At 62.1% G+C, this 17,107-nt stretch carries 18 protein-coding genes and 1 rRNA gene; 5 read left to right on the top strand and 14 right to left on the bottom strand.

What is annotated here, in order from left to right:
- Window positions 1–76: 76 nt before the first annotated feature.
- Window positions 77–853: an exodeoxyribonuclease III gene (locus GCN78_RS21365; protein ID WP_077399376.1), complete on the top strand. Its 777-nt coding sequence runs from the start codon at window positions 77–79 to the stop codon at window positions 851–853.
- A 6-nt stretch (window positions 854–859) separates the two neighbouring features.
- On the opposite strand, the gene GCN78_RS21360 is transcribed toward GCN78_RS21365, so the two are convergent.
- The 13 genes from GCN78_RS21360 to GCN78_RS21300 all read right to left on the bottom strand — a co-directional run bounded on the left by GCN78_RS21360 (window position 860) and on the right by GCN78_RS21300 (window position 13,632).
- Window positions 860–1,759 carry a pseudouridine synthase gene (locus GCN78_RS21360; RefSeq protein ID WP_152253496.1) on the bottom strand — a complete coding sequence of 300 codons (900 nt, stop codon included), beginning with the start codon at window positions 1,757–1,759 and terminating at the stop codon, window positions 860–862.
- Window position 1,760: 1 nt separating this feature from the next.
- The gene (locus GCN78_RS21355; protein ID WP_152253495.1) at window positions 1,761–2,663 is read right to left on the bottom strand and encodes a M48 family metallopeptidase; all 903 of its coding nucleotides are present in this window, start codon (window positions 2,661–2,663) and stop codon (window positions 1,761–1,763) included.
- Window positions 2,644–3,903: an AmpG family muropeptide MFS transporter gene (locus tag GCN78_RS21350; RefSeq protein ID WP_152253494.1), complete on the bottom strand. Its 1,260-nt coding sequence runs from the start codon at window positions 3,901–3,903 to the stop codon at window positions 2,644–2,646. Before GCN78_RS21350 ends, GCN78_RS21355 begins: the two co-directional genes overlap by 20 nt.
- Window positions 3,903–4,514: a methionine biosynthesis protein MetW gene (gene metW / locus GCN78_RS21345; protein ID WP_152253493.1), complete on the bottom strand. Its 612-nt coding sequence runs from the start codon at window positions 4,512–4,514 to the stop codon at window positions 3,903–3,905. The genes GCN78_RS21350 and metW overlap by 1 nt, the downstream gene beginning before the upstream one ends.
- Window positions 4,511–5,710: a homoserine O-succinyltransferase MetX gene (metX, locus tag GCN78_RS21340; protein WP_152253492.1), complete on the bottom strand. Its 1,200-nt coding sequence runs from the start codon at window positions 5,708–5,710 to the stop codon at window positions 4,511–4,513. Before metX ends, metW begins: the two co-directional genes overlap by 4 nt.
- A gap of 135 nt (window positions 5,711–5,845) precedes the next feature.
- Complete coding sequence (gene ptsP / locus GCN78_RS21335) at window positions 5,846–7,588, bottom strand: phosphoenolpyruvate--protein phosphotransferase (RefSeq protein ID WP_152253491.1); 1,743 nt, start codon at window positions 7,586–7,588, stop codon at window positions 5,846–5,848.
- A 44-nt stretch (window positions 7,589–7,632) separates the two neighbouring features.
- On the bottom strand, window positions 7,633–7,902 hold the full coding sequence (locus tag GCN78_RS21330) for an HPr family phosphocarrier protein (RefSeq protein ID WP_010393142.1): 270 nt from the start codon (window positions 7,900–7,902) through the stop codon (window positions 7,633–7,635).
- 92 nt (window positions 7,903–7,994) lie between these two features.
- Complete coding sequence (locus GCN78_RS21325; protein WP_029496035.1) at window positions 7,995–8,399, bottom strand: PTS sugar transporter subunit IIA; 405 nt, start codon at window positions 8,397–8,399, stop codon at window positions 7,995–7,997.
- A gap of 14 nt (window positions 8,400–8,413) precedes the next feature.
- On the bottom strand, window positions 8,414–9,370 hold the full coding sequence (gene gshB, locus GCN78_RS21320; RefSeq protein ID WP_152253490.1) for a glutathione synthase: 957 nt from the start codon (window positions 9,368–9,370) through the stop codon (window positions 8,414–8,416).
- 97 nt (window positions 9,371–9,467) lie between these two features.
- Window positions 9,468–10,766: a glutamate--cysteine ligase gene (gshA, locus tag GCN78_RS21315; RefSeq protein WP_077399358.1), complete on the bottom strand. Its 1,299-nt coding sequence runs from the start codon at window positions 10,764–10,766 to the stop codon at window positions 9,468–9,470.
- Between the two features lie 204 nt (window positions 10,767–10,970).
- Window positions 10,971–12,506, bottom strand: coding sequence for an ammonium transporter (locus tag GCN78_RS21310; RefSeq protein WP_152253489.1), 1,536 nt, complete (start codon window positions 12,504–12,506; stop codon window positions 10,971–10,973).
- Between the two features lie 11 nt (window positions 12,507–12,517).
- Entirely contained in the window at window positions 12,518–12,856 is a 339-nt protein-coding gene (locus GCN78_RS21305) for a P-II family nitrogen regulator (protein ID WP_010393464.1), read from the bottom strand.
- 11 nt (window positions 12,857–12,867) lie between these two features.
- The gene (locus GCN78_RS21300; RefSeq protein WP_152253488.1) at window positions 12,868–13,632 is read right to left on the bottom strand and encodes a TorF family putative porin; all 765 of its coding nucleotides are present in this window, start codon (window positions 13,630–13,632) and stop codon (window positions 12,868–12,870) included.
- Between the two features lie 269 nt (window positions 13,633–13,901).
- Here GCN78_RS21300 and GCN78_RS21295 point away from each other — a divergent pair, with 269 nt between their 5' ends.
- The 4 genes from GCN78_RS21295 (at window position 13,902) to GCN78_RS21280 (ending at window position 16,927) form a co-directional block, all read left to right on the top strand.
- Window positions 13,902–14,150, top strand: a complete 249-nt coding sequence (locus GCN78_RS21295) for an accessory factor UbiK family protein (protein WP_152253487.1) — start codon at window positions 13,902–13,904, stop codon at window positions 14,148–14,150.
- Between the two features lie 111 nt (window positions 14,151–14,261).
- On the top strand, window positions 14,262–15,782 hold the full coding sequence (locus tag GCN78_RS21290) for a YifB family Mg chelatase-like AAA ATPase (protein ID WP_152253486.1): 1,521 nt from the start codon (window positions 14,262–14,264) through the stop codon (window positions 15,780–15,782).
- A gap of 74 nt (window positions 15,783–15,856) precedes the next feature.
- Complete coding sequence (locus GCN78_RS21285) at window positions 15,857–16,402, top strand: hypothetical protein (RefSeq protein WP_152253485.1); 546 nt, start codon at window positions 15,857–15,859, stop codon at window positions 16,400–16,402.
- Window positions 16,403–16,582: 180 nt separating this feature from the next.
- Entirely contained in the window at window positions 16,583–16,927 is a 345-nt protein-coding gene (locus tag GCN78_RS21280; protein WP_034749443.1) for a DUF1840 domain-containing protein, read from the top strand.
- Between the two features lie 60 nt (window positions 16,928–16,987).
- Here GCN78_RS21280 and rrf read toward each other — a convergent pair.
- A 5S ribosomal RNA gene (gene rrf, locus GCN78_RS21275) occupies window positions 16,988–17,100 on the bottom strand.
- Window positions 17,101–17,107 lie beyond the last annotated feature (7 nt).

The raw sequence follows: 17,107 nt of genomic DNA, 5'->3' as shown, positions 1-17,107 counted from the left end.
TAATCCGCGCGCACCGGCGAGACAATCGCCATGCCGCGCCTGTCGGCCCCGGCCAGCGCCCTTTCACTCTAGACCTATGCCAAAAATTATCTCCGCCAACCTGAACGGCATCCGTTCCGCCGCCAAAAAAGGCTTCTTCAACTGGATGGGCACGCAGACGGCCGATTTCATCTGCGTGCAGGAATTGAAGGCGCAGTTGCCCGACATGACGCCGGAATTCCTCAACCCGCACGGCTATCACGGCCATTTCCACTACGCCGAGAAAAAAGGCTATTCCGGCACGGGCGTGTACAGCAAGGTCGAACCGGACGCCGTGCATATCGGCTTCGGCAGCCCCGAATTCGATGCCGAAGGCCGCTACGTGCGCTGTGATTTTGGCAACCTGTCCGTCATTTCCGTGTACTGCCCGTCCGGTTCGTCCGGCCCGGAGCGCCAGGAAGCCAAGTTCCGCTTCATGGAACTGTTCCTGCCGCATTTGCTGGAATTGAAGGCGCTGGGCCGCGAAGTGGTCATCTGCGGCGACTGGAACATCGCCCACCACGAAATCGACCTGAAAAACTGGAAGGGCAACAAGAAGAATTCCGGCTTCCTGCCGGAAGAGCGCGCGTGGCTGACGCGCGTCTTCGACGAAGTGGGCTTCGTCGACGTGCACCGCGGCCTGGACAAGCGCGAAGACCAGTACACGTGGTGGAGCAACCGCGGACAAGCCTACGCGAAGAACGTGGGCTGGCGCATCGACTACCACGTCGCCACGCCCGGCATCGCGGCCCAGGCGCACACGGTCAGCGTCTACAAGGACGAGCGCTTCTCCGACCATGCGCCTCTGATCATCGATTACACGCTCAAGGCCTAAGCACCGTTACAGGCTGCGCCGGCTTTCAAAATGGCGCGGCGCGCCGCTCAACGGGTCCGTGAAATCGATGGCGCGCGCCAGCAACTGCAGCGGGTGCGCCATGTCGTCTTCCTTGCACGGCAGGGCCACCGGATAAAACGCATCGTTGACAATGGGGATGCCCAGCGCGGCCAGGTGCACGCGCAGCTGGTGCTTGCGCCCCGTGTGCGGCTGCAGCCGATACAGGCACACGTCGCCGCGTTCTTCGATCACGTCGATGATGGTTTCCGAGTTCGGCTCGCCCTCTTCCTCGCGCATGAGAAAAAACTGCGCTCCCTCGACCATGCGGCTGCGATAGGTGAATGGAAAATCGCGGCCAGTCAGGCGCGGCGCCAGCGCCTCGTACGTCTTGCGCACTTCGCGGCGCTGGAACAGCGACTGGTAGGCGCCACGGCTGGCGACCTGGCGCGAGAAAATCACCACGCCGGCCGTCTCGCGGTCGAGGCGGTGGATGGGCGTCAGCTCGGCGCAGTCCAGGTTTTTCTTCAAACGCGTCAGCAGGGTCTCCTGCACGAAGCGCCCGCCCGGCGTCATGGGCAGAAAGTGCGGCTTGTCGACCACCACCAGGTGCTCGTCCTGGAACAGTATCTCTTCCTGGAACGGGATCGGCGTTTCGCGTTCCAGCTCGCGGTAGTAAAAAATGCGCATGCCGCGCCGGTATGCGCTGTCGGGCGCCAGCACGGCACCGTCGCCGTTCACCACTTCGCCGCGCGCCATGCGGTCCTGCCATTGCGCGGCGCTGATCTGCGGATAGCGTTCGAGCAGAAACGACAGCATGTCGGGCCACTGCCCTTCCGGCAGCCACAGGTAGCTTGGCGCCACGCCGTCGCGCATGGGCAAGGGTGCGGCAAGGTGACGGCTGGACATCCTAGCGCTGCGCGACGGCGTTGCTGCGGTAAGGCGGCAAAGCCTCGACGCTGACGCCCTTGCTGCGCGCGTACAGGGGCAGCACTTGTGCCATATGGCTGTTCATCTGCGAGATGCGGTCGCTGCCCGACGGGTGCGTCGAGAGGAATTCCGGCGGCGCGCCCTTGCTGACCGCCGCCATCTTCTGCCATAGCACCACGCCGGCGCGCGGGTCGAAACCGGCGCGCGCGGCCAGGTCCATGCCGATCAGGTCCGCCTCGCGTTCATCGTCGCGCGAGAACTTCAGCATCACGCCCTTGGCCGCCATATTCGTGGCGGTGCTGGTCAGATTCGGATCGACGCCGAGCCAGGCCGACAGGCCGGCGCCGGCCAGCTTGGCGCCAACGGCGGCCAGATTGCCCTTGCCTGCCTGCGCCTGCGAGTGCTCGCGCAAGGCGTGCGAGATTTCATGGCCCATGACGACGGCCACTTCATCGTCGGTCAGATTCAGCTTGGTGATGATGCCGCTATAAAAAGCGATCTGCCCGCCCGGCATGCAGAAGGCGTTGACCTCGTCCGAGTTGAGCAGGTTGATCTGCCAGTTCCAGCTGGCCGCCGCCTCGTTCCAGCGCGTGGCGAACGGGATGATGCGCTGGGCGATGGCGCGCAGGCGTTTCACTTGCGGGTCGCTGTCGGGCACCAGCGCATTTTTTTCCTTCGCTTCGTTGACCAGCTGCGTATATTGCTGCTTCGATTGTGCATTGAAATCGGCGCCGCCGGCAAAGATGCGCGTGGTCGACAAGGGACGCACCTTGATGCCATCCTGTACCGTCGCCTGCTGGGCGTGGACGGACAGCGGCGCCAGCGCGGTGGCCGCGCACAGGCTGGCCAGGACGGTGTAACGTTTAAGGGATATTGGTGCCATTGGCAGACCTCCATGGAGCGATTTTAGGCAGCATCATCATGGCCGGGAAAGCCAGGAAGAAGCACACGATGAAAAACGAAAACCAGCCCAGCTCCGCGACCAAGAAGCCCACCGAGGCGTTGATCAGGGTGCGCGGCACGGCGCTCAGGCTGGAAAACAAGGCATATTGCGTGGCCGTGTAGCGCGGGTCCGTGGTGCGCGACAGGAACGCGACAAAGGCGGCCGCACCCAGGCCCAGGCTGGCGAAGGCTTCAAAACCGATCACGGCGCTCAATAGCATGGTGTTCGGTCCCACCTGCGCCAGCCAGGCAAAGCCGAGAATCGCGATCGCCTGCAGCGCGCCGAACACCCACAGGCCCCGGTTGATGCCCAGCTTGAGCATCCACACGCCGCCCACCACGCCGCCGGCCAGGCTGGCCCAGAAACCCGTGGTATTGGCGGCCAGGCCGATCTGCGTCATGCTAAAACCCAGGTCGAGATAAAACTTCGTCGCCAGCGCCGTGGCCATGCTGTCGCCGATTTTGTAGAGTAATACAAAGGCGAGGATCCACATTGCGTTACGCCAACCATCGCGCGCGATGAACTCCTGGAACGGCAGAATGATCGCTTCGCGCATGGTCTTCGGTGGCGAGCCGTACACGGTGGGTTCCCTGATCAGCAGGGTGCAGACGAGGCCCGGCAGCATGAAGGCGGCCGTGATCCAGAACACGGGCTGCCATGGCATGCGGTCGGCCAGGATCAGCGACAGCGCGCCCGGCACCATGCCCGCCACCTTGTACGCGTTGACGATGACGGCGGCGCCCAGGCCCTGCTCGTTGTCACTGAGGATTTCGCGCCGGTAGGCGTCGATGACGATGTCCTGGCTGGCCGACAGGAAGGCGACGCCGCCGGCGGCCGCCGCGATCAGGCCGATCTGCGTGAGCGGATCGAGCATGCCCATGGCGCCGATGGAAAAGAACAGCGCCACTTGCGTAGCCGCCATCCAGCCGCGCCGGCGTCCCAGGCCCAGTATGCGGTAGCGGTCCATCAGGGGCGCCCACAGGAATTTCCAGATATACGGGAACTGCACCAGGGCGAACAGCCCCAGCGCCTTGACGTTCAGGCCCGACTTGGCCAGCCATGCCTGCAGCAGGTACAGCAGGATGAACAGGGGCAGGCCGGAACTGAAGCCCAGCACCAGCACGGCCAGCATGCGGCCGTTGGCATAGGAGCGCCAGCCAGGCGCCGGGCTTGTGCTCATCAATGCACCGCTTTTTTACGCAGGCGGAAGACGGCCAGGTCGCCGCGCAGGTTGGGCAGCACGGAGACCATCTTGCCTTCGGCCAGGGCCACGCATTCGATCACTTCCAGGCCGCATTCCTCGGCCAGCTCGCGGAAGTCGTTGATGGTGGCGCAGCGCACGTTGGGCGTGTCGTACCATTGGTAGGGCAGCGATTTCGACACGGGCATGCGGCCTTTCAGCAGCGCCACGCGGTGCGGCCAGTAGGCGAAGTTGGGGAACGAGACGATGGCCTCGGCACCCACGCGCACGATGTCGCGCAGCAGCGGCTCGACCTGTTTCATCATCTGCAGCGACGACAGGCACAGCACCGTGTCGAAGCTGTTGTCGCCAAAGATGGCCAGGCCCTTTTCCATGTCCTGCTGGATCACGTTCACGCCGCGCTGGGTGCTGGCCAGCACCTTGTCGTCGGCGATCTCGATGCCATAGCCGCTGCACTCCTTGTCGCTTTGCAGGTACTGCAGCATCACGCCTTCGCCGCAGCCCACGTCCAGCACGTGCGCGTTGTTCGGCACCCAGTGGGCGATGAAGGCCAGGTCGGGGCGCAGCGCGCTCAATTCGTCAAAAGTCATGCGGTCTCCTTCGCGCCCTGGTGGACGGCGGTGTGCTGTGCAGGAGCGGGCAAGCCCGCCCCGATGTCGTTCCATACCTGGCCATAATAGGCGCGCACCATGTTCATGTAGCGCGCATCTTCCAGCAGGAAGGCGTCGTGGCCGTGCGGCGCGTCGATTTCCGCATACGTGACCTGGCGGCGGTTGCAGACGAGCGCCTCAACGATTTCGCGGCTGCGCTCGGGCGAGAAGCGCCAGTCGGTGGAGAACGAGGCGAGGAAGAACTTGGCCTTCGTGCCCGACAGGGCCTTGGCCAGGTCGCCGCCATGCGCGCGCGCCGGATCGAAATAATCGAGCGCCTTGGTGATCAATAAATACGTGTTGGCGTCGAAGTATTCGGAGAACTTGTCGCCCTGGTAGCGCAGGTACGATTCGATCTCGAAATCGATGCCGAAGCCGAATTTGTAATCGCCCGTCTGCGCCGCGTCGCGCAGCTTGCGGCCGAATTTTTCGGCCATGTCGTCATTCGACAGATACGTGATGTGGCCCACCATGCGCGCCACGCGCAAGCCGTTCTTCGGCACCACGCCATGGGCATAGAAGTCGCCGCCATGGTAATCGGGGTCGGACAGGATGGCCTGGCGCGCCACGTCGTTGAAGGCGATGTTTTGCGCCGACAGCTTGGCCGTCGAGGCGATCACCACGCAGTGGCGCAAGCGCTCGGGGAACATGATGCTCCACGCCAGCGCCTGCATGCCGCCCAGCGAGCCTCCCATCACGGCGGCGAACTGGGTGATGCCCAGTTCATCGGCCAGGCGCGCCTGCGCGCTGACCCAGTCTTCCACCGTGACGACGGGGAAAGAGGCGCCATACGGCTTGCCGGTGGCCGGATTGGTGTGCATGGGGCCCGTCGAGCCGAAGCAGGAGCCCAGGTTGTTGACGCCGATGACGAAGAATTTGTTGGTGTCGAGCGGCTTGCCGGGACCGACCATATTGTCCCACCAGCCCGTGCTTTTCGGCTCGTCGGCATACACGCCGGCCACGTGGTGCGAGGCGTTCAGGGCGTGGCAGACCAGCACCGCGTTCGATTTGTCGGCGTTCAGGGTGCCGTAGGTTTCATACATCAACATATAGTCCCGCAGCGATGCTCCGCTTTGCAGCTGCAGGGGTTGCGCAAAATACATGGTTTGCGGCGAAACGATTCCAATGGATGACATGTGTGTCGGTTTATAAAAGGGGGGCGGCCCCACGGGCCATGGTCGATGCAGCGCCGCGATGATAGGTGCTGCAACTTTAGCATCAGGACACATCTTGCCGCGCGCGATGTGTCCTGATGCCGATAAGGTGACAGTTTACATGAGCTGCAGTTGCCGGACAGCTTCCGCGATCACATTTGGTTCCATGGAACGCATAATTTTGCGCATTTGTGGCGCAATCAGGCCCAGATCGCTGTTCAGGATCTCTTGCTTGACCGCCAACAGCTGGGCCGGATGCATGGAAAACTCGCGCAGTCCCATACCCAGCAGCAAGCGCGTGAGCTTCACGTCGCCCGCCATTTCGCCGCACACGGCCACGTCGATGCCCGCCTTGTGGCCGGCGGCGATCGTCATGGAGATCAGTTGCAGCACGGCCGGATGCAGCGGATTGTACAAATGCGCCACCTCATAATCGACGCGGTCGATGGCCAAGGTGTACTGGATCAGGTCATTCGTGCCGATCGACAGGAAATCCATGCGCTTGACGAACATGGGCAGGGCCAGCGCGGCGGCGGGAATCTCGATCATGGCGCCCACTTCAACGGCGTCGTCGAACTTGACGCCGTCCTCGCGCAGGCTGGCCTTCGCTTGCGCGATCATGGCCAGCGACTGGTCGATCTCGAACGCGTGCGCCAGCATGGGAATCAGGATGCGCACCTTGCCGAAGGCCGAGGCGCGCAAAATGGCACGCAGCTGCGTCAGAAACAGCTGCGGCTCGGCCAGGCAGTAACGGATGGCGCGCAAACCCAGGGCGGGATTCAAGGCCGTATGGTCGGATTGGTCGAGCGGCTTGTCGGCGCCGATGTCGAGCGTGCGGATGGTCACCACGCGCCCTTTCATCGACTGCACCGTGTTGCGGTAAGCCTCGAACTGCTCGTCCTCGGTGGGTATCTTGTGGGCGCGGCCCATGAACAGGAATTCGGAGCGGAACAGGCCCACGCCGCTGGCGCCCGACTCCAGCGCGAACGCGCAATCCTCGGGCAATTCGATATTCGCCAGCAAAGTGATCGGGGTGCCGCATTTGGTGACGGCCGGCGTCTTTTTCAGCTTGCCCAGCTTCTTGCGCGCGCGCTGCATGGCCGTCTGGCGCTCGCGGTACTGTTCCAGCACCAGGGGACTGGGGTTGGCGATGACCACGCCGGCGTCGCCGTCGATGATCAGCCAGTCGTCCTGCTCGATCAGCATCGACGCCTGCGACATGCCGACGGCGGCCGGGATATCGAGGCTGCGCGCGACGATGGCCGTGTGCGAGTTCTGCCCGCCCACGTCGGTGATGAAGCCGATGAAGGAGCGGTCGCGGAACTGCAGCATGTCGGCCGGCGAGATGTCGTGCGCGACGACGATCATCTGCGCCATCAATTCATCTTCGGCGGCCGCCTTGGGCAACAGCTGCTCGGTGCCCAGCAAGACTTTCAAGACGCGTTCGGCAACCTGCTGGATGTCAGCCTTGCGCTCGCGCAGGTACGGGTCTTCGATTTCGTCGAACTGGGCCGACAATTCATCGATCTGTGTGAGCAGCGCCCATTCGGCGTTGTAGTGGCGCTTGCGGATGATGTCAAGCGGCGCTTCGGAAATCATCGGATCGGACAGGATCAGCGCGTGGACGTCGATGAACGCGCCCAGTTCCGTGGGCGCATCCTTCGGCAGCTCGTTCCACAGGGTTTGCAGTTCCTTGTGAACGGTGGCGATGGCGCTTTGCAGGCGCTGGACTTCGGCTTCGATCTGTTCCTGGGCGACCAGGTAATGTTTGACGTCAAGGGCGGCCGGCGCCAGCAGATGCGCGCGGCCAATGGCGATGCCGCGGGAGACCGGGATGCCGTGGAGCGTGAAAGATGCCATGGGGTGACCTGTCGGAAGGCGGCTGCGGCTGCGTTCGGCGGGCATTACTCGCCTTCGCCAAACCTGTCATTAATCAGGGCGGTGAGGGCATCGACGCATGCCTGCTCATCATCGCCCTCGGCTTCCAGGGTCACTTTCGCGCCCTTGCCGGCGGCCAGCATCATCACGCCCATGATGGACTTGGCGTTGATGCGGCGCGCGTTGCGGGTCAGCCAGACGTCGCTCTTGAACTTGGCGGCGAGCTGGGTAAATTTGGCGGAGGCGCGTGCGTGCAGTCCCAGCTTGTTGATGATTTCGAGTTCTTTTTGAATCATTTTTGTATGGTCTCTATCCCTGAATGCACTACGCTGATGACAATCTTGGCCTATAAAACCCGCCGCCTTCAGGGCGGCGGCCTTGCACTTCCCTATTCGCCCACGCGGATGCGGTTATCGACGCGCACGGCGCCGCTTTGCGCACCGGCCAGCGCCATCTCCACCACCACGTCGAGCGTGTCGCGGCGATACGTGATGGCGCGCAGCAGCATCGGCAGGCTGATGCCGGCGATGACTTCCACCCTGCCCGCATCGGCCAGCTTGTTGCAGCAGTTCGACGGCGTGCCGCCCTTCACGTCGGTAATCACCAGCACGCCGGAGCCGTCATCGAGGCGGCAGATGGCTTCCGACGCCAGCTTCTGCACTTCCGCCAGGTCCTGGTCGGCGACGACGTCGATGGCTTCAAACCGTTCCGTTGGCCCGCGAAACACATGCGCGCAGGCGGCGATGAAGGCCTGTCCCAGCGGTGCATGTGTCATGAGCAAAATCCCTACCATAATCGTTTCACCTTCTAGCGCTGCTGCGCTTGCGCAACGCCATGCTCGACGGCGTCGACAAACATGGCCGCCACGTCAAAGCCGGTCTGCTGCATGATTTCCTGGAAGCAGGTCGGGCTGGTGACATTGACTTCCGTCAGGTAGTCGCCGATCACGTCCAATCCTACCAGCATCAGGCCACGCGCGGCCAGGATGGGGCCCAGCTTTTCCGCGATTTCCAGGTCGCGCGCCGTCAATGGCTGCGCCACGCCGGTGCCGCCGGCCGCCAGGTTGCCGCGCACTTCGCCCGCCTGCGGGATGCGCGCCAGCGAAAACGGCACCGGCTTGCCGCCGATGACGAGGATGCGCTTGTCGCCCTTGACGATGTCGGCGATGAAGCGCTGCGCCATGATGGTCTGCGCGCCATTGTCCGTCAGGGTCTCGATGATGGCGCCCAGGTTCAGGCCATCGGCCTTGACGCGGAAGATGCCCGTGCCGCCCATGCCGTCGAGCGGCTTGAAGATGACGTCCTGGTGCTTGGCGTGGAAGGCGCGCAGGCGCGCTTCGTTCGACGTCACCAGGGTCGGCGAGGTGAATTCGGAAAACTGGGCGATGGCCAGCTTTTCATTGTTGTCGCGGATGGCGGACGGCTTGTTGAATACGTGCGCGCCCTGCTTTTCCGCCAGTTCCAGCAGATACGTGCCGTACACGTATTCCATGTCGAAGGGCGGGTCCTTACGCTCGATGATGGCGTCCAGGGTCGACAGGCGCACTTCCTCTGTGGAGACGACCTTGTACCAGTCGTGTTCGTCGCCCGTCAGCTCGATATGCTGTACCCGCGCCGTGACGATGCCCTCTTCCAGCGCCATGTCCTTCTGTTCGAAGGCGTACACGGCGTGGCCGCGTCTGGCCGCCTCGCGCATCATGGCGAAGGTGGAATCTTTGTAAGTCTTGAAGCCTGCCAGCGGGTCGGCAAGGAATGCAATTTTCATGGTGCGTCCAATCGGGGAGCCTGGATAAGGAATGCTTGATTCTAGCCGAGATCGCCAGGCGCGGTGGTCGCCGCGCCCGGCAAGCTGCAGGGGTGGATCAATACACCTCGGGATTCGGGTCCGTGCGCTCCATTTCCAGCGACGCGGCCAGCAAGGCCAGGCGCGCCACCACGCCATACACATAGAAGCGGTTCGGCGCGGCCGTGCCCGGCTTGGCCTTCAAGTCTGGCACCGCATGCTGCTGGGCAAATGCCAGCGGCACGTACTGCGAACCGGGCGCGTTCAGGTTCTGGTCCACGCCCTTTTCCGCGTGCACGCGGTAGAAACCGCCCACCACATAGCGGTCGATCATGTAGACGACAGGCTCGGCCACCGCATCCTTGATGCTTTCAAAGGTCGGCACGCCTTCCTGGATGATGACGTCGGTGACAACCTTGCCGTCCTTGACGATGGACATCTTGTCGCGCTGCTTGCGCGACAGGTCGCGCACTTCGCTGGCGTCGCGCACCGTCATGATGCCCGTGCCATACGTGCCCGCGTCGGGCTTGACGATGACGAAGGGCTTTTCCTTGATGCCGTATTCCTTGTATTTCTTGCGGATCTTGGCCAGCAGCACGTCGACGCTGGCGGCCAGCGCGTCTTCGCCCTCGCCTTCCTGGAAGTTCACGTCGCTGCACTTGGCGTGGAAGGGGTTGAGCATCCACGGGTCGACATCGATCATCTTGCCGAATTTTTTCACCACCTCATCGTAGGCCGTGTAGTGGTTGCTCTTGCGGCGCAAGGCCCAGCCCGCATGCAAAGGCGGCAGCAGGCTTTGCTCATGGATGTTTTGCAGGATGTCGGGAATGCCGTCCGACAAGTCGTTATTCAGCAGAATCGTGCACGGATCGAAATCCTTCAAGCCCAGGCGACGGCCATTGTTCAGGCGCACGAGCGGCTCGATGACGAGCATGTTGCCATCTGGCAACGCCAACGGTGTCGGCTGGGTGATGTCGGGCGACCAGGAGCCGAAGCGCACGTGCAGCCCCGTCTGGCGGAAGATCTGCATCAAGCGCGCCACGTTCTGCAGGTATTGCGGCGTCGTGTTGTGCAATTCCGGCACGATCAGCAGGTTGCGGGCGTCCGGGCAATACTTGTCGATGGCGGCCATGGCCGCCTGCACGGACAGGGGCAGCATTTCCGTGGCCAGGTTATGAAAACCGCCAGGGAACAGATTGGTATCGACGGGCGCCAGCTTGTAGCCCGCATTACGCAAGTCTACCGAGCAATAGAAGGGCGGCGTGTGTTCTTGCCACTCCATGCGAAACCAGCGCTCAATGGCCGGCGTCGCGGCCAGAATCTTTTTTTCGAGGTCGAGCAGCGGTCCGGTCAGGGCCGTGACGAGATGGGGAACCATAGTTACATCCTTAAATTATGTGCAGTATTCAAAAAAGCACACAGAACTGCCGACTATATTACCGTGTAAGTAGCCCAAATCGGGGCAAAACCCTTGTTTTAAAGACCTTTTCCATTCCCACAACGAAAAAAAGGCACCTCGATGAGGCGCCTTTTCCAGCCGGACATGCCGCGCCGGGGCGCTGGCATGCCAGATAATGACTATTTAACCATGATATGCCTGCTCGCCGTGGCTGGTGATATCGAGGCCTTCGCGCTCTTCTTCTTCCGGTACGCGCAGGCCGATGACGATGTCGACCAGTTTGTAGGCGACGACGGAGACGATGGCCGACCAGAGGATGGTCGTGCCGACCGCTTGCGCCTGCACCCACACCTGATGGCCGATCGAATACGGATCCGCCGACATCTTGTTGGTGACATAGTCGAAGATGCCCTGGCCGCCCAATTGTGGTGCAGCAAACACACCCGTCAGCAAGGCGCCGAGGATACCGCCCACGCCATGCACGCCGAACACGTCGAGCGAATCGTCGGCGCCGATCAGGCGTTTCAGGCCATTCACGCCCCACAGGCAGACGATGCCGGCCAGCAAGCCGATGACCAGGCCGCCCATCGGGCCGACGAAACCGGCCGCCGGGGTGATCGCCACCAGGCCTGCCACGGCGCCGGACGCGCCGCCGAGCATGGATGGCTTGCCTTTGCTGATCCATTCGCCAAACACCCACGACAGGGTCGCGGCGGCGGTCGCCAGCAAGGTGTTGACGAAGGCCAGGGCAGCCACGTCGCCCGCTTCCAGCGAGGAACCGGCATTGAAACCGAACCAGCCCACCCACAGCAAGGATGCGCCTATCATCGTCATCGTCAGCGAGTGCGGTGCCATCGATTCGCGGCCGTAGCCGACGCGCTTGCCGATCATGATGGCGCCCACCAGGCCGGCGACGGCGGCGTTGATGTGCACCACGGTGCCGCCGGCGAAGTCGAGCGCGCCTTTTTGCCAGATCCAGCCAGCCTTCAAGGCTTCGCTGGCCGAGGTGGCGGCGTTGGTGATCAGGTCAGGACCGGTCCAGAACCACACCATGTGGGCCGCTGGCAGGTAGGCGAACGTGAACCACAGCACGACGAAGGCCAGCACGGCGGCAAACTTGGCGCGCTCGGCAAAGGCGCCGACGATCAGCGCGCAGGTGATGGCGGCAAACGTGCCCTGGAAGGCGACAAAGACGAACTCGGGAATGACGACGCCCTTGCTGAAGGTGGCGGCGGCGGCGAACGTGCCCTTGGCCGGATCCCAGATGCCGTTCAGGAACAGGCGGTCGAAGCCACCGAAGAAGGCGGTTTTTTCCGTGAAGGCGATCGAATAGCCATAAATGCACCACAACACGATCACCAGCGCGAACACCATGAACACTTGCATCAGCACCGACAGCATGTTCTTCGAGCGCACCAGGCCGCCGTAGAACAGGGCCAGGCCGGGAATCGTCATCAAGATCACCAGCAAGGTGCTGATCATCATGAAACTGGTGTCGCCCTTGTTGGCGACGGGCGCGGCTGGCGCGGCAGCAGCCGGGGCCGGCGCGGCGGCAGCCGGAGCCGCAGCGTCAGCAAGCGGCGTGACGGCCGGGGCGGCGACGGCTGTGGTCGTGGCCGCCTCCGTCTTGGCGGGCGCATCGGCAAAGCTCGGCGCGGCGATGCCAAACGCACACAGACAGGCAAACCCAGCTAGCAATTTTGTTATATTTTTACGCATCAATATTCCCCTTAGAGCGCTTCGTTGCCGGTTTCACCGGTACGGATGCGGATGACCTGTTCCAGGTTGTAGACGAAAATCTTGCCATCGCCGATTTTACCGGTACGCGCGGCGCCTTCGATCGCTTCGATGGCCTGGTCGACAATGGCGTCATCGACGGCCGCTTCAATTTTGGTTTTTGGCAAGAAATCGACGACATACTCGGCGCCACGGTAGAGTTCCGTGTGACCTTTCTGGCGGCCGAAACCTTTCACTTCCGTGACGGTAATGCCTTGCACATTGATAGCCGACAAAGCTTCGCGTACTTCGTCCAGTTTGAACGGCTTAATGATCGCAGTAATCATTTTCATGGCAGTCTCGCTTAAAAGGTTTTCGATACGGTCAGCACGAGACCGGATTTCGCCAGGTTCTTGCCGTTCGGTGCCAACGACGTGATGTTGGCCTTGACGTAGGCCAGGGCGACCGTTGCCATGCCAAAATCCTTGGTGACACCCAGTTTGTAATCGGTATAGCTGAGGGCATCGTTATGTTCGACCTTCTGGCGGCCCACGTGCAGGTTCAGCAGATAGCCTTCGTACATATCGATATTCGCGCCCACGTCGAGGTAGCCGCTGTTCTTGCTGTCGGCAACGCCGAACAGATTGGTGGTCGAATGCGAGTACTTGATATACATCGGACCGTAGCCGAGCTGGCCGTACAGCTCGAAGGTATTGGCATTGGTGCTCAGTCCATTCGATGGATAGAAATAGTACAGTCCGCCCACGTCATAGGTAAAATCCTTGCTGATCTCGCCCCGCTTGCCGCCGTAGATATCCCATTCCAGATTGGTATCGCCGCCGCCATCCTTGATCCATTTGATGCTCGACAGCCAGGTGCCCACATACAGGCCCGTTGGGTTATGGGTATAGTCGGCACCGCCGCTGATGGCCGGGTCCAAGCGGCTTTGCGAGATGCCGCGATAACGGTAATCGCTGGTCAGCGCCACGTTGTAGCTCACCACATTGTCGGGTACAGCCTCGGCCGCAGCGGGCGCCGCCGCATCCTGGGCCATGGCGCTACCGCACAAGGCGCTCATGGCCAACGTCAATGCGGCTGCTAAAGTCATGTTCTTGGACAGATTCTTCATGGCGATTCCCTTTTATTGAACTTTTAAAGCGGTTGAGGTTTAAAATCTTGGCTGGAGATCACAAAGCGTTCATCCTTTCTTTAGCAGAATACGTGCCAGCTCTCTTGCCACCTTGACAGGGGCGTTTCCGGCCACACATACCCTGCAAGCCCCTGGACATGCGGGCATGGGCGACTAAAGCAGCATGAACCGCCCAGTTTCGCACCAGATTAACGCCGCTGTGCACCGCAATGGTGCGATGCACAGGCCGCACCATAAAAGGACAGACCATGGACATGAATACCTTCTTTAACGACTTGCAGGGCAAGATCCATCAAGCCATCGAAAACTCGCCGGCCAAGGATATCGAGAAAAACGTGAAATCGATGATGACCCAGGGCTTCGCCCGCCTCGATCTCGTCACGCGCGAGGAATTCGATATCCAGGCGCAAGTGCTGGCCAAGACCCGCGCCAAACTGGACGCACTGGAATTGCGCCTGATCGAGCTGGAAACGCGCCTGAACGAGTCGAAGACCTGAGGTGCCGCCAGCGAGGCTCCGTTATTGACGGCCTTGCTGGCATAGCTCAAGCCTGATGGCGTTGCACGCGCTAGACTGATCCTGCCCGCGTCCGCGCTACAGGGGAGTCTGATGAGCCTGGCCGTCCTGAAAAGCCGCGCCTTGGCCGGCATGGAGGCGCCAGAGGTAAGTGTCGAAGTCCACCTTGCCAATGGCTTGCCCTCGTTTACGATAGTCGGCCTGCCGGATACGGAAGTGAAGGAGTCGCGCGACCGCGTGCGTGCCGCGTTGCAAAACTGCGGCTTCGAAATGCCGGCGCGGCGCATCACGGCCAATCTGGCGCCGGCAGACTTGCCCAAGGAATCGGGCCGCTTCGACTTGCCCATCGCACTGGGCATCCTGGCCGCCTCCGGCCAGTTGCCGGGCGACCAATTACAGCACTATGAATTCGCGGGCGAACTGTCGCTGTCTGGCCAGTTGCGTCCCATCCGCGGCGCCTTGGCCATGACCTTTGCCATGCAGCGCAGTCAGTCGGGCGCGCCACGCGCCTTCATCCTGCCGCAGGCGAACGCGGACGAGGCCGCTCTCGTCGGCAATGCCTGCATCTATCCTGCCCACAGCCTGCTCGAGGTCTGCGCGCATTTTGCCCCCCACGCCAGCCACACTGCCCTGCAACGCCACCGGCCCGTGCTGGCAGCGCACACGTTTCCCTATCCCGACTTCGCCGACGTGCAAGGGCAGCAGCAGGCGCGGCGCGCACTGGAAGTGGCGGCGGCGGGCGGTCACAACGTCCTGATGGTGGGGCCGCCGGGCGCAGGCAAGACCACGCTGGCCAGCCGCTTCCCCGGCGTGCTGCCGCCCATGAGCGATGAAGAGGCGCTGGAATCGGCGGCCGTGCATTCGCTGGGCGGCCACTTCAAGGTGGAACACTGGAAACGGCGGCCCTATCGCGCCCCGCACCAGACGGCGTCCGGCGTAGCCCTGGTGGGTGGCGGCAACGTGCCGCGCCCGGGAGAAATCTCGCTGGCACACTGCGGCGTGCTGTTTCTCGATGAAATCGCCGAATTCCAGCGCCGGGTGCTCGATGTGCTGCGCCAGCCCATGGAATCGGGCGTCATCAGCATTTCACGCGCGGCCCGCCAGGCCGAGTTTCCTGCGCGCTTTCAACTGATTGCCGCCATGAATCCCTGCCCGTGCGGCTATCTGGGTCACGCTTCCGGCCGCTGCCGCTGTACGCCAGACGCCGTGCTCCGTTATCACAATCGCCTGTCCGGCCCGCTGCTCGACCGTATCGACCTGCAGATTGAAGTGGCCGCCATGCCGCCGGCGGCGCTGGGGCGACGTGCAGGCGCCGGCGAAAGTACGCAAGCCATCGCCACCCGGGTAGCGGCAGCCTTTGCCTTGCAGCTGGCACGCCAGGGAAAGTCCAACCAGCGCCTGAGCAACATGGAAATCGAACAGCATTGTCGCCTGGAGCCACACGGCGAACAGTTGCTGCATGGCGCCATGACGCGCCTGCACTGGTCGGCGCGCACCTACCACCGGGTACTGCGCGTGGCGCGCAGCATCGCGGATCTGGCGGACAGCTCCGCCATCACGCCGCCGCATGTCGCCGAAGCGATCCAGTACCGGCGCGTGCTGCGCGAGATATAAGGCGGCCCGTAAGCGCCACACGTGCGCGATTGCGCGCGATTGCGCGCGACTGGCGGCGCTGCTACCATCTGCTGATGAAAAAACCATCACTTGCCCTCTTTCTGGCTACGCTCGCGGCCGTCAGCATCCTGTCCGCCTGCAGTCCGAAATTCGACTGGCGCGATTATCGCAGCCCCGACGCCCAGTTCACGGCCTTGTTCCCTGGCAAGCCCGCCGTGCTGACGCGCGAGATCGATCTCGATGGCAAGAAAGTCAGCCTGACCATGACGGCCAGCGAGGTCGATGGCGCTACCTTCGCCATCGGCAGCGCCGTGCTCGACAGTGCGGAACAGGCACGGGCGGCGCTGCCTGCCATGCAGATGGCGCTGCTGAAAAATATCAACGGTACCGTGCGCAGCGAAAAATCCGCATCGGCGGCCAGCAGCACGCCTGCCGGCAGCCATCAACGCAGCTCGCTGAGCGTCGAAGCGACGGGCACGCAGCAAGGCAAGCCCGTCTTGCTGGTCGGTCGTTTTGTGGCGCAGGACAAACGTATCTTCCAGATCATCATTCTTGGGGAGGAAAGCAAGCTGTCGCGTGACACCATCGACACCTTCATGGACTCGGTGAAACTGGATTGAGACTTAACGATCGCTTAAACAGGTGTTTTCACGGTCAGCGAGCCCTTGTAAATACGTGCGTTGTCCAACAGATGGTCATAACCGGCTTGCAAATGTGCAATCCGGGCAATCGGACGGCCTGTGCGACATTTCAAGTCGTGATATTGTTTCGACACTAACAACAAGTTTCAGAAAGCGCTTATGTTGATCTCATTCAAATCCAAATCTTCCCCTGAAGTGCTGATGTACCAGGAACATGCCCAGCGTATCCTCGACATCCTGCACAAGAACCCCACACGCGGCGTCATCACGCCAGCGGAAGCGGGCGATGCCCTGGCGCTGCTGGAAAAAGAAGTCGCGGAAAGCAAACTGCATCCGGAAAATGACATCGAACATGATGCGCATACGCCGGAAACGCTGGAAGATGGTGAAACGGGTGCCCATGCGCGCGCGCAAAAAGTGCATTTTTCACAGCGCGCCTATCCTTTGATGGAGATGCTGCGCTCGGCCAAAGCAGAAAATGAAAGCATCACCTGGGGCATCTGATCCCATGAATGCTGCAGACGAAAAAAAACCCCGCACCTAGCGGGGTTTTTTATATAACAAGCCTGACGATAACCTACTTTCACACTGGTTGCAGCACTATCATCGGCGCAAAGTTGTTTCACGGTCCTGTTCGGGATGGGAAGGGGTGGGACCAACTTGCTATGGTCATCAGGCATAACT

The organism is Janthinobacterium rivuli, from assembly GCF_009208735.1.
Lineage (GTDB): Bacteria > Pseudomonadota > Gammaproteobacteria > Burkholderiales > Burkholderiaceae_D > Janthinobacterium.
This window is presented reverse-complemented; position numbering and strand designations above follow the sequence as displayed.

Excerpts from the sequence above, each read along its gene's own strand:
- GCN78_RS21365 (WP_077399376.1), top strand. The coding sequence starts at position 77 with ATGCCAAAAATTATCTCCGCCAACCTGAACGGCATCCGTTCCGCCGCC.
- GCN78_RS21360 (WP_152253496.1), bottom strand. The coding sequence starts at position 1,759 with ATGTCCAGCCGTCACCTTGCCGCACCCTTGCCCATGCGCGACGGCGTG.
- GCN78_RS21355 (WP_152253495.1), bottom strand. The coding sequence starts at position 2,663 with ATGGCACCAATATCCCTTAAACGTTACACCGTCCTGGCCAGCCTGTGC.
- GCN78_RS21350 (WP_152253494.1), bottom strand. The coding sequence starts at position 3,903 with ATGAGCACAAGCCCGGCGCCTGGCTGGCGCTCCTATGCCAACGGCCGC.
- metW (WP_152253493.1), bottom strand. The coding sequence starts at position 4,514 with ATGACTTTTGACGAATTGAGCGCGCTGCGCCCCGACCTGGCCTTCATC.
- metX (WP_152253492.1), bottom strand. The coding sequence starts at position 5,710 with ATGTCATCCATTGGAATCGTTTCGCCGCAAACCATGTATTTTGCGCAA.
- ptsP (WP_152253491.1), bottom strand. The coding sequence starts at position 7,588 with ATGGCATCTTTCACGCTCCACGGCATCCCGGTCTCCCGCGGCATCGCC.
- GCN78_RS21330 (WP_010393142.1), bottom strand. The coding sequence starts at position 7,902 with ATGATTCAAAAAGAACTCGAAATCATCAACAAGCTGGGACTGCACGCA.
- GCN78_RS21325 (WP_029496035.1), bottom strand. The coding sequence starts at position 8,399 with ATGGTAGGGATTTTGCTCATGACACATGCACCGCTGGGACAGGCCTTC.
- gshB (WP_152253490.1), bottom strand. The coding sequence starts at position 9,370 with ATGAAAATTGCATTCCTTGCCGACCCGCTGGCAGGCTTCAAGACTTAC.
- gshA (WP_077399358.1), bottom strand. The coding sequence starts at position 10,766 with ATGGTTCCCCATCTCGTCACGGCCCTGACCGGACCGCTGCTCGACCTC.
- GCN78_RS21310 (WP_152253489.1), bottom strand. The coding sequence starts at position 12,506 with ATGCGTAAAAATATAACAAAATTGCTAGCTGGGTTTGCCTGTCTGTGT.
- GCN78_RS21305 (WP_010393464.1), bottom strand. The coding sequence starts at position 12,856 with ATGAAAATGATTACTGCGATCATTAAGCCGTTCAAACTGGACGAAGTA.
- GCN78_RS21300 (WP_152253488.1), bottom strand. The coding sequence starts at position 13,632 with ATGAAGAATCTGTCCAAGAACATGACTTTAGCAGCCGCATTGACGTTG.
- GCN78_RS21295 (WP_152253487.1), top strand. The coding sequence starts at position 13,902 with ATGGACATGAATACCTTCTTTAACGACTTGCAGGGCAAGATCCATCAA.
- GCN78_RS21290 (WP_152253486.1), top strand. The coding sequence starts at position 14,262 with ATGAGCCTGGCCGTCCTGAAAAGCCGCGCCTTGGCCGGCATGGAGGCG.
- GCN78_RS21285 (WP_152253485.1), top strand. The coding sequence starts at position 15,857 with ATGAAAAAACCATCACTTGCCCTCTTTCTGGCTACGCTCGCGGCCGTC.
- GCN78_RS21280 (WP_034749443.1), top strand. The coding sequence starts at position 16,583 with ATGTTGATCTCATTCAAATCCAAATCTTCCCCTGAAGTGCTGATGTAC.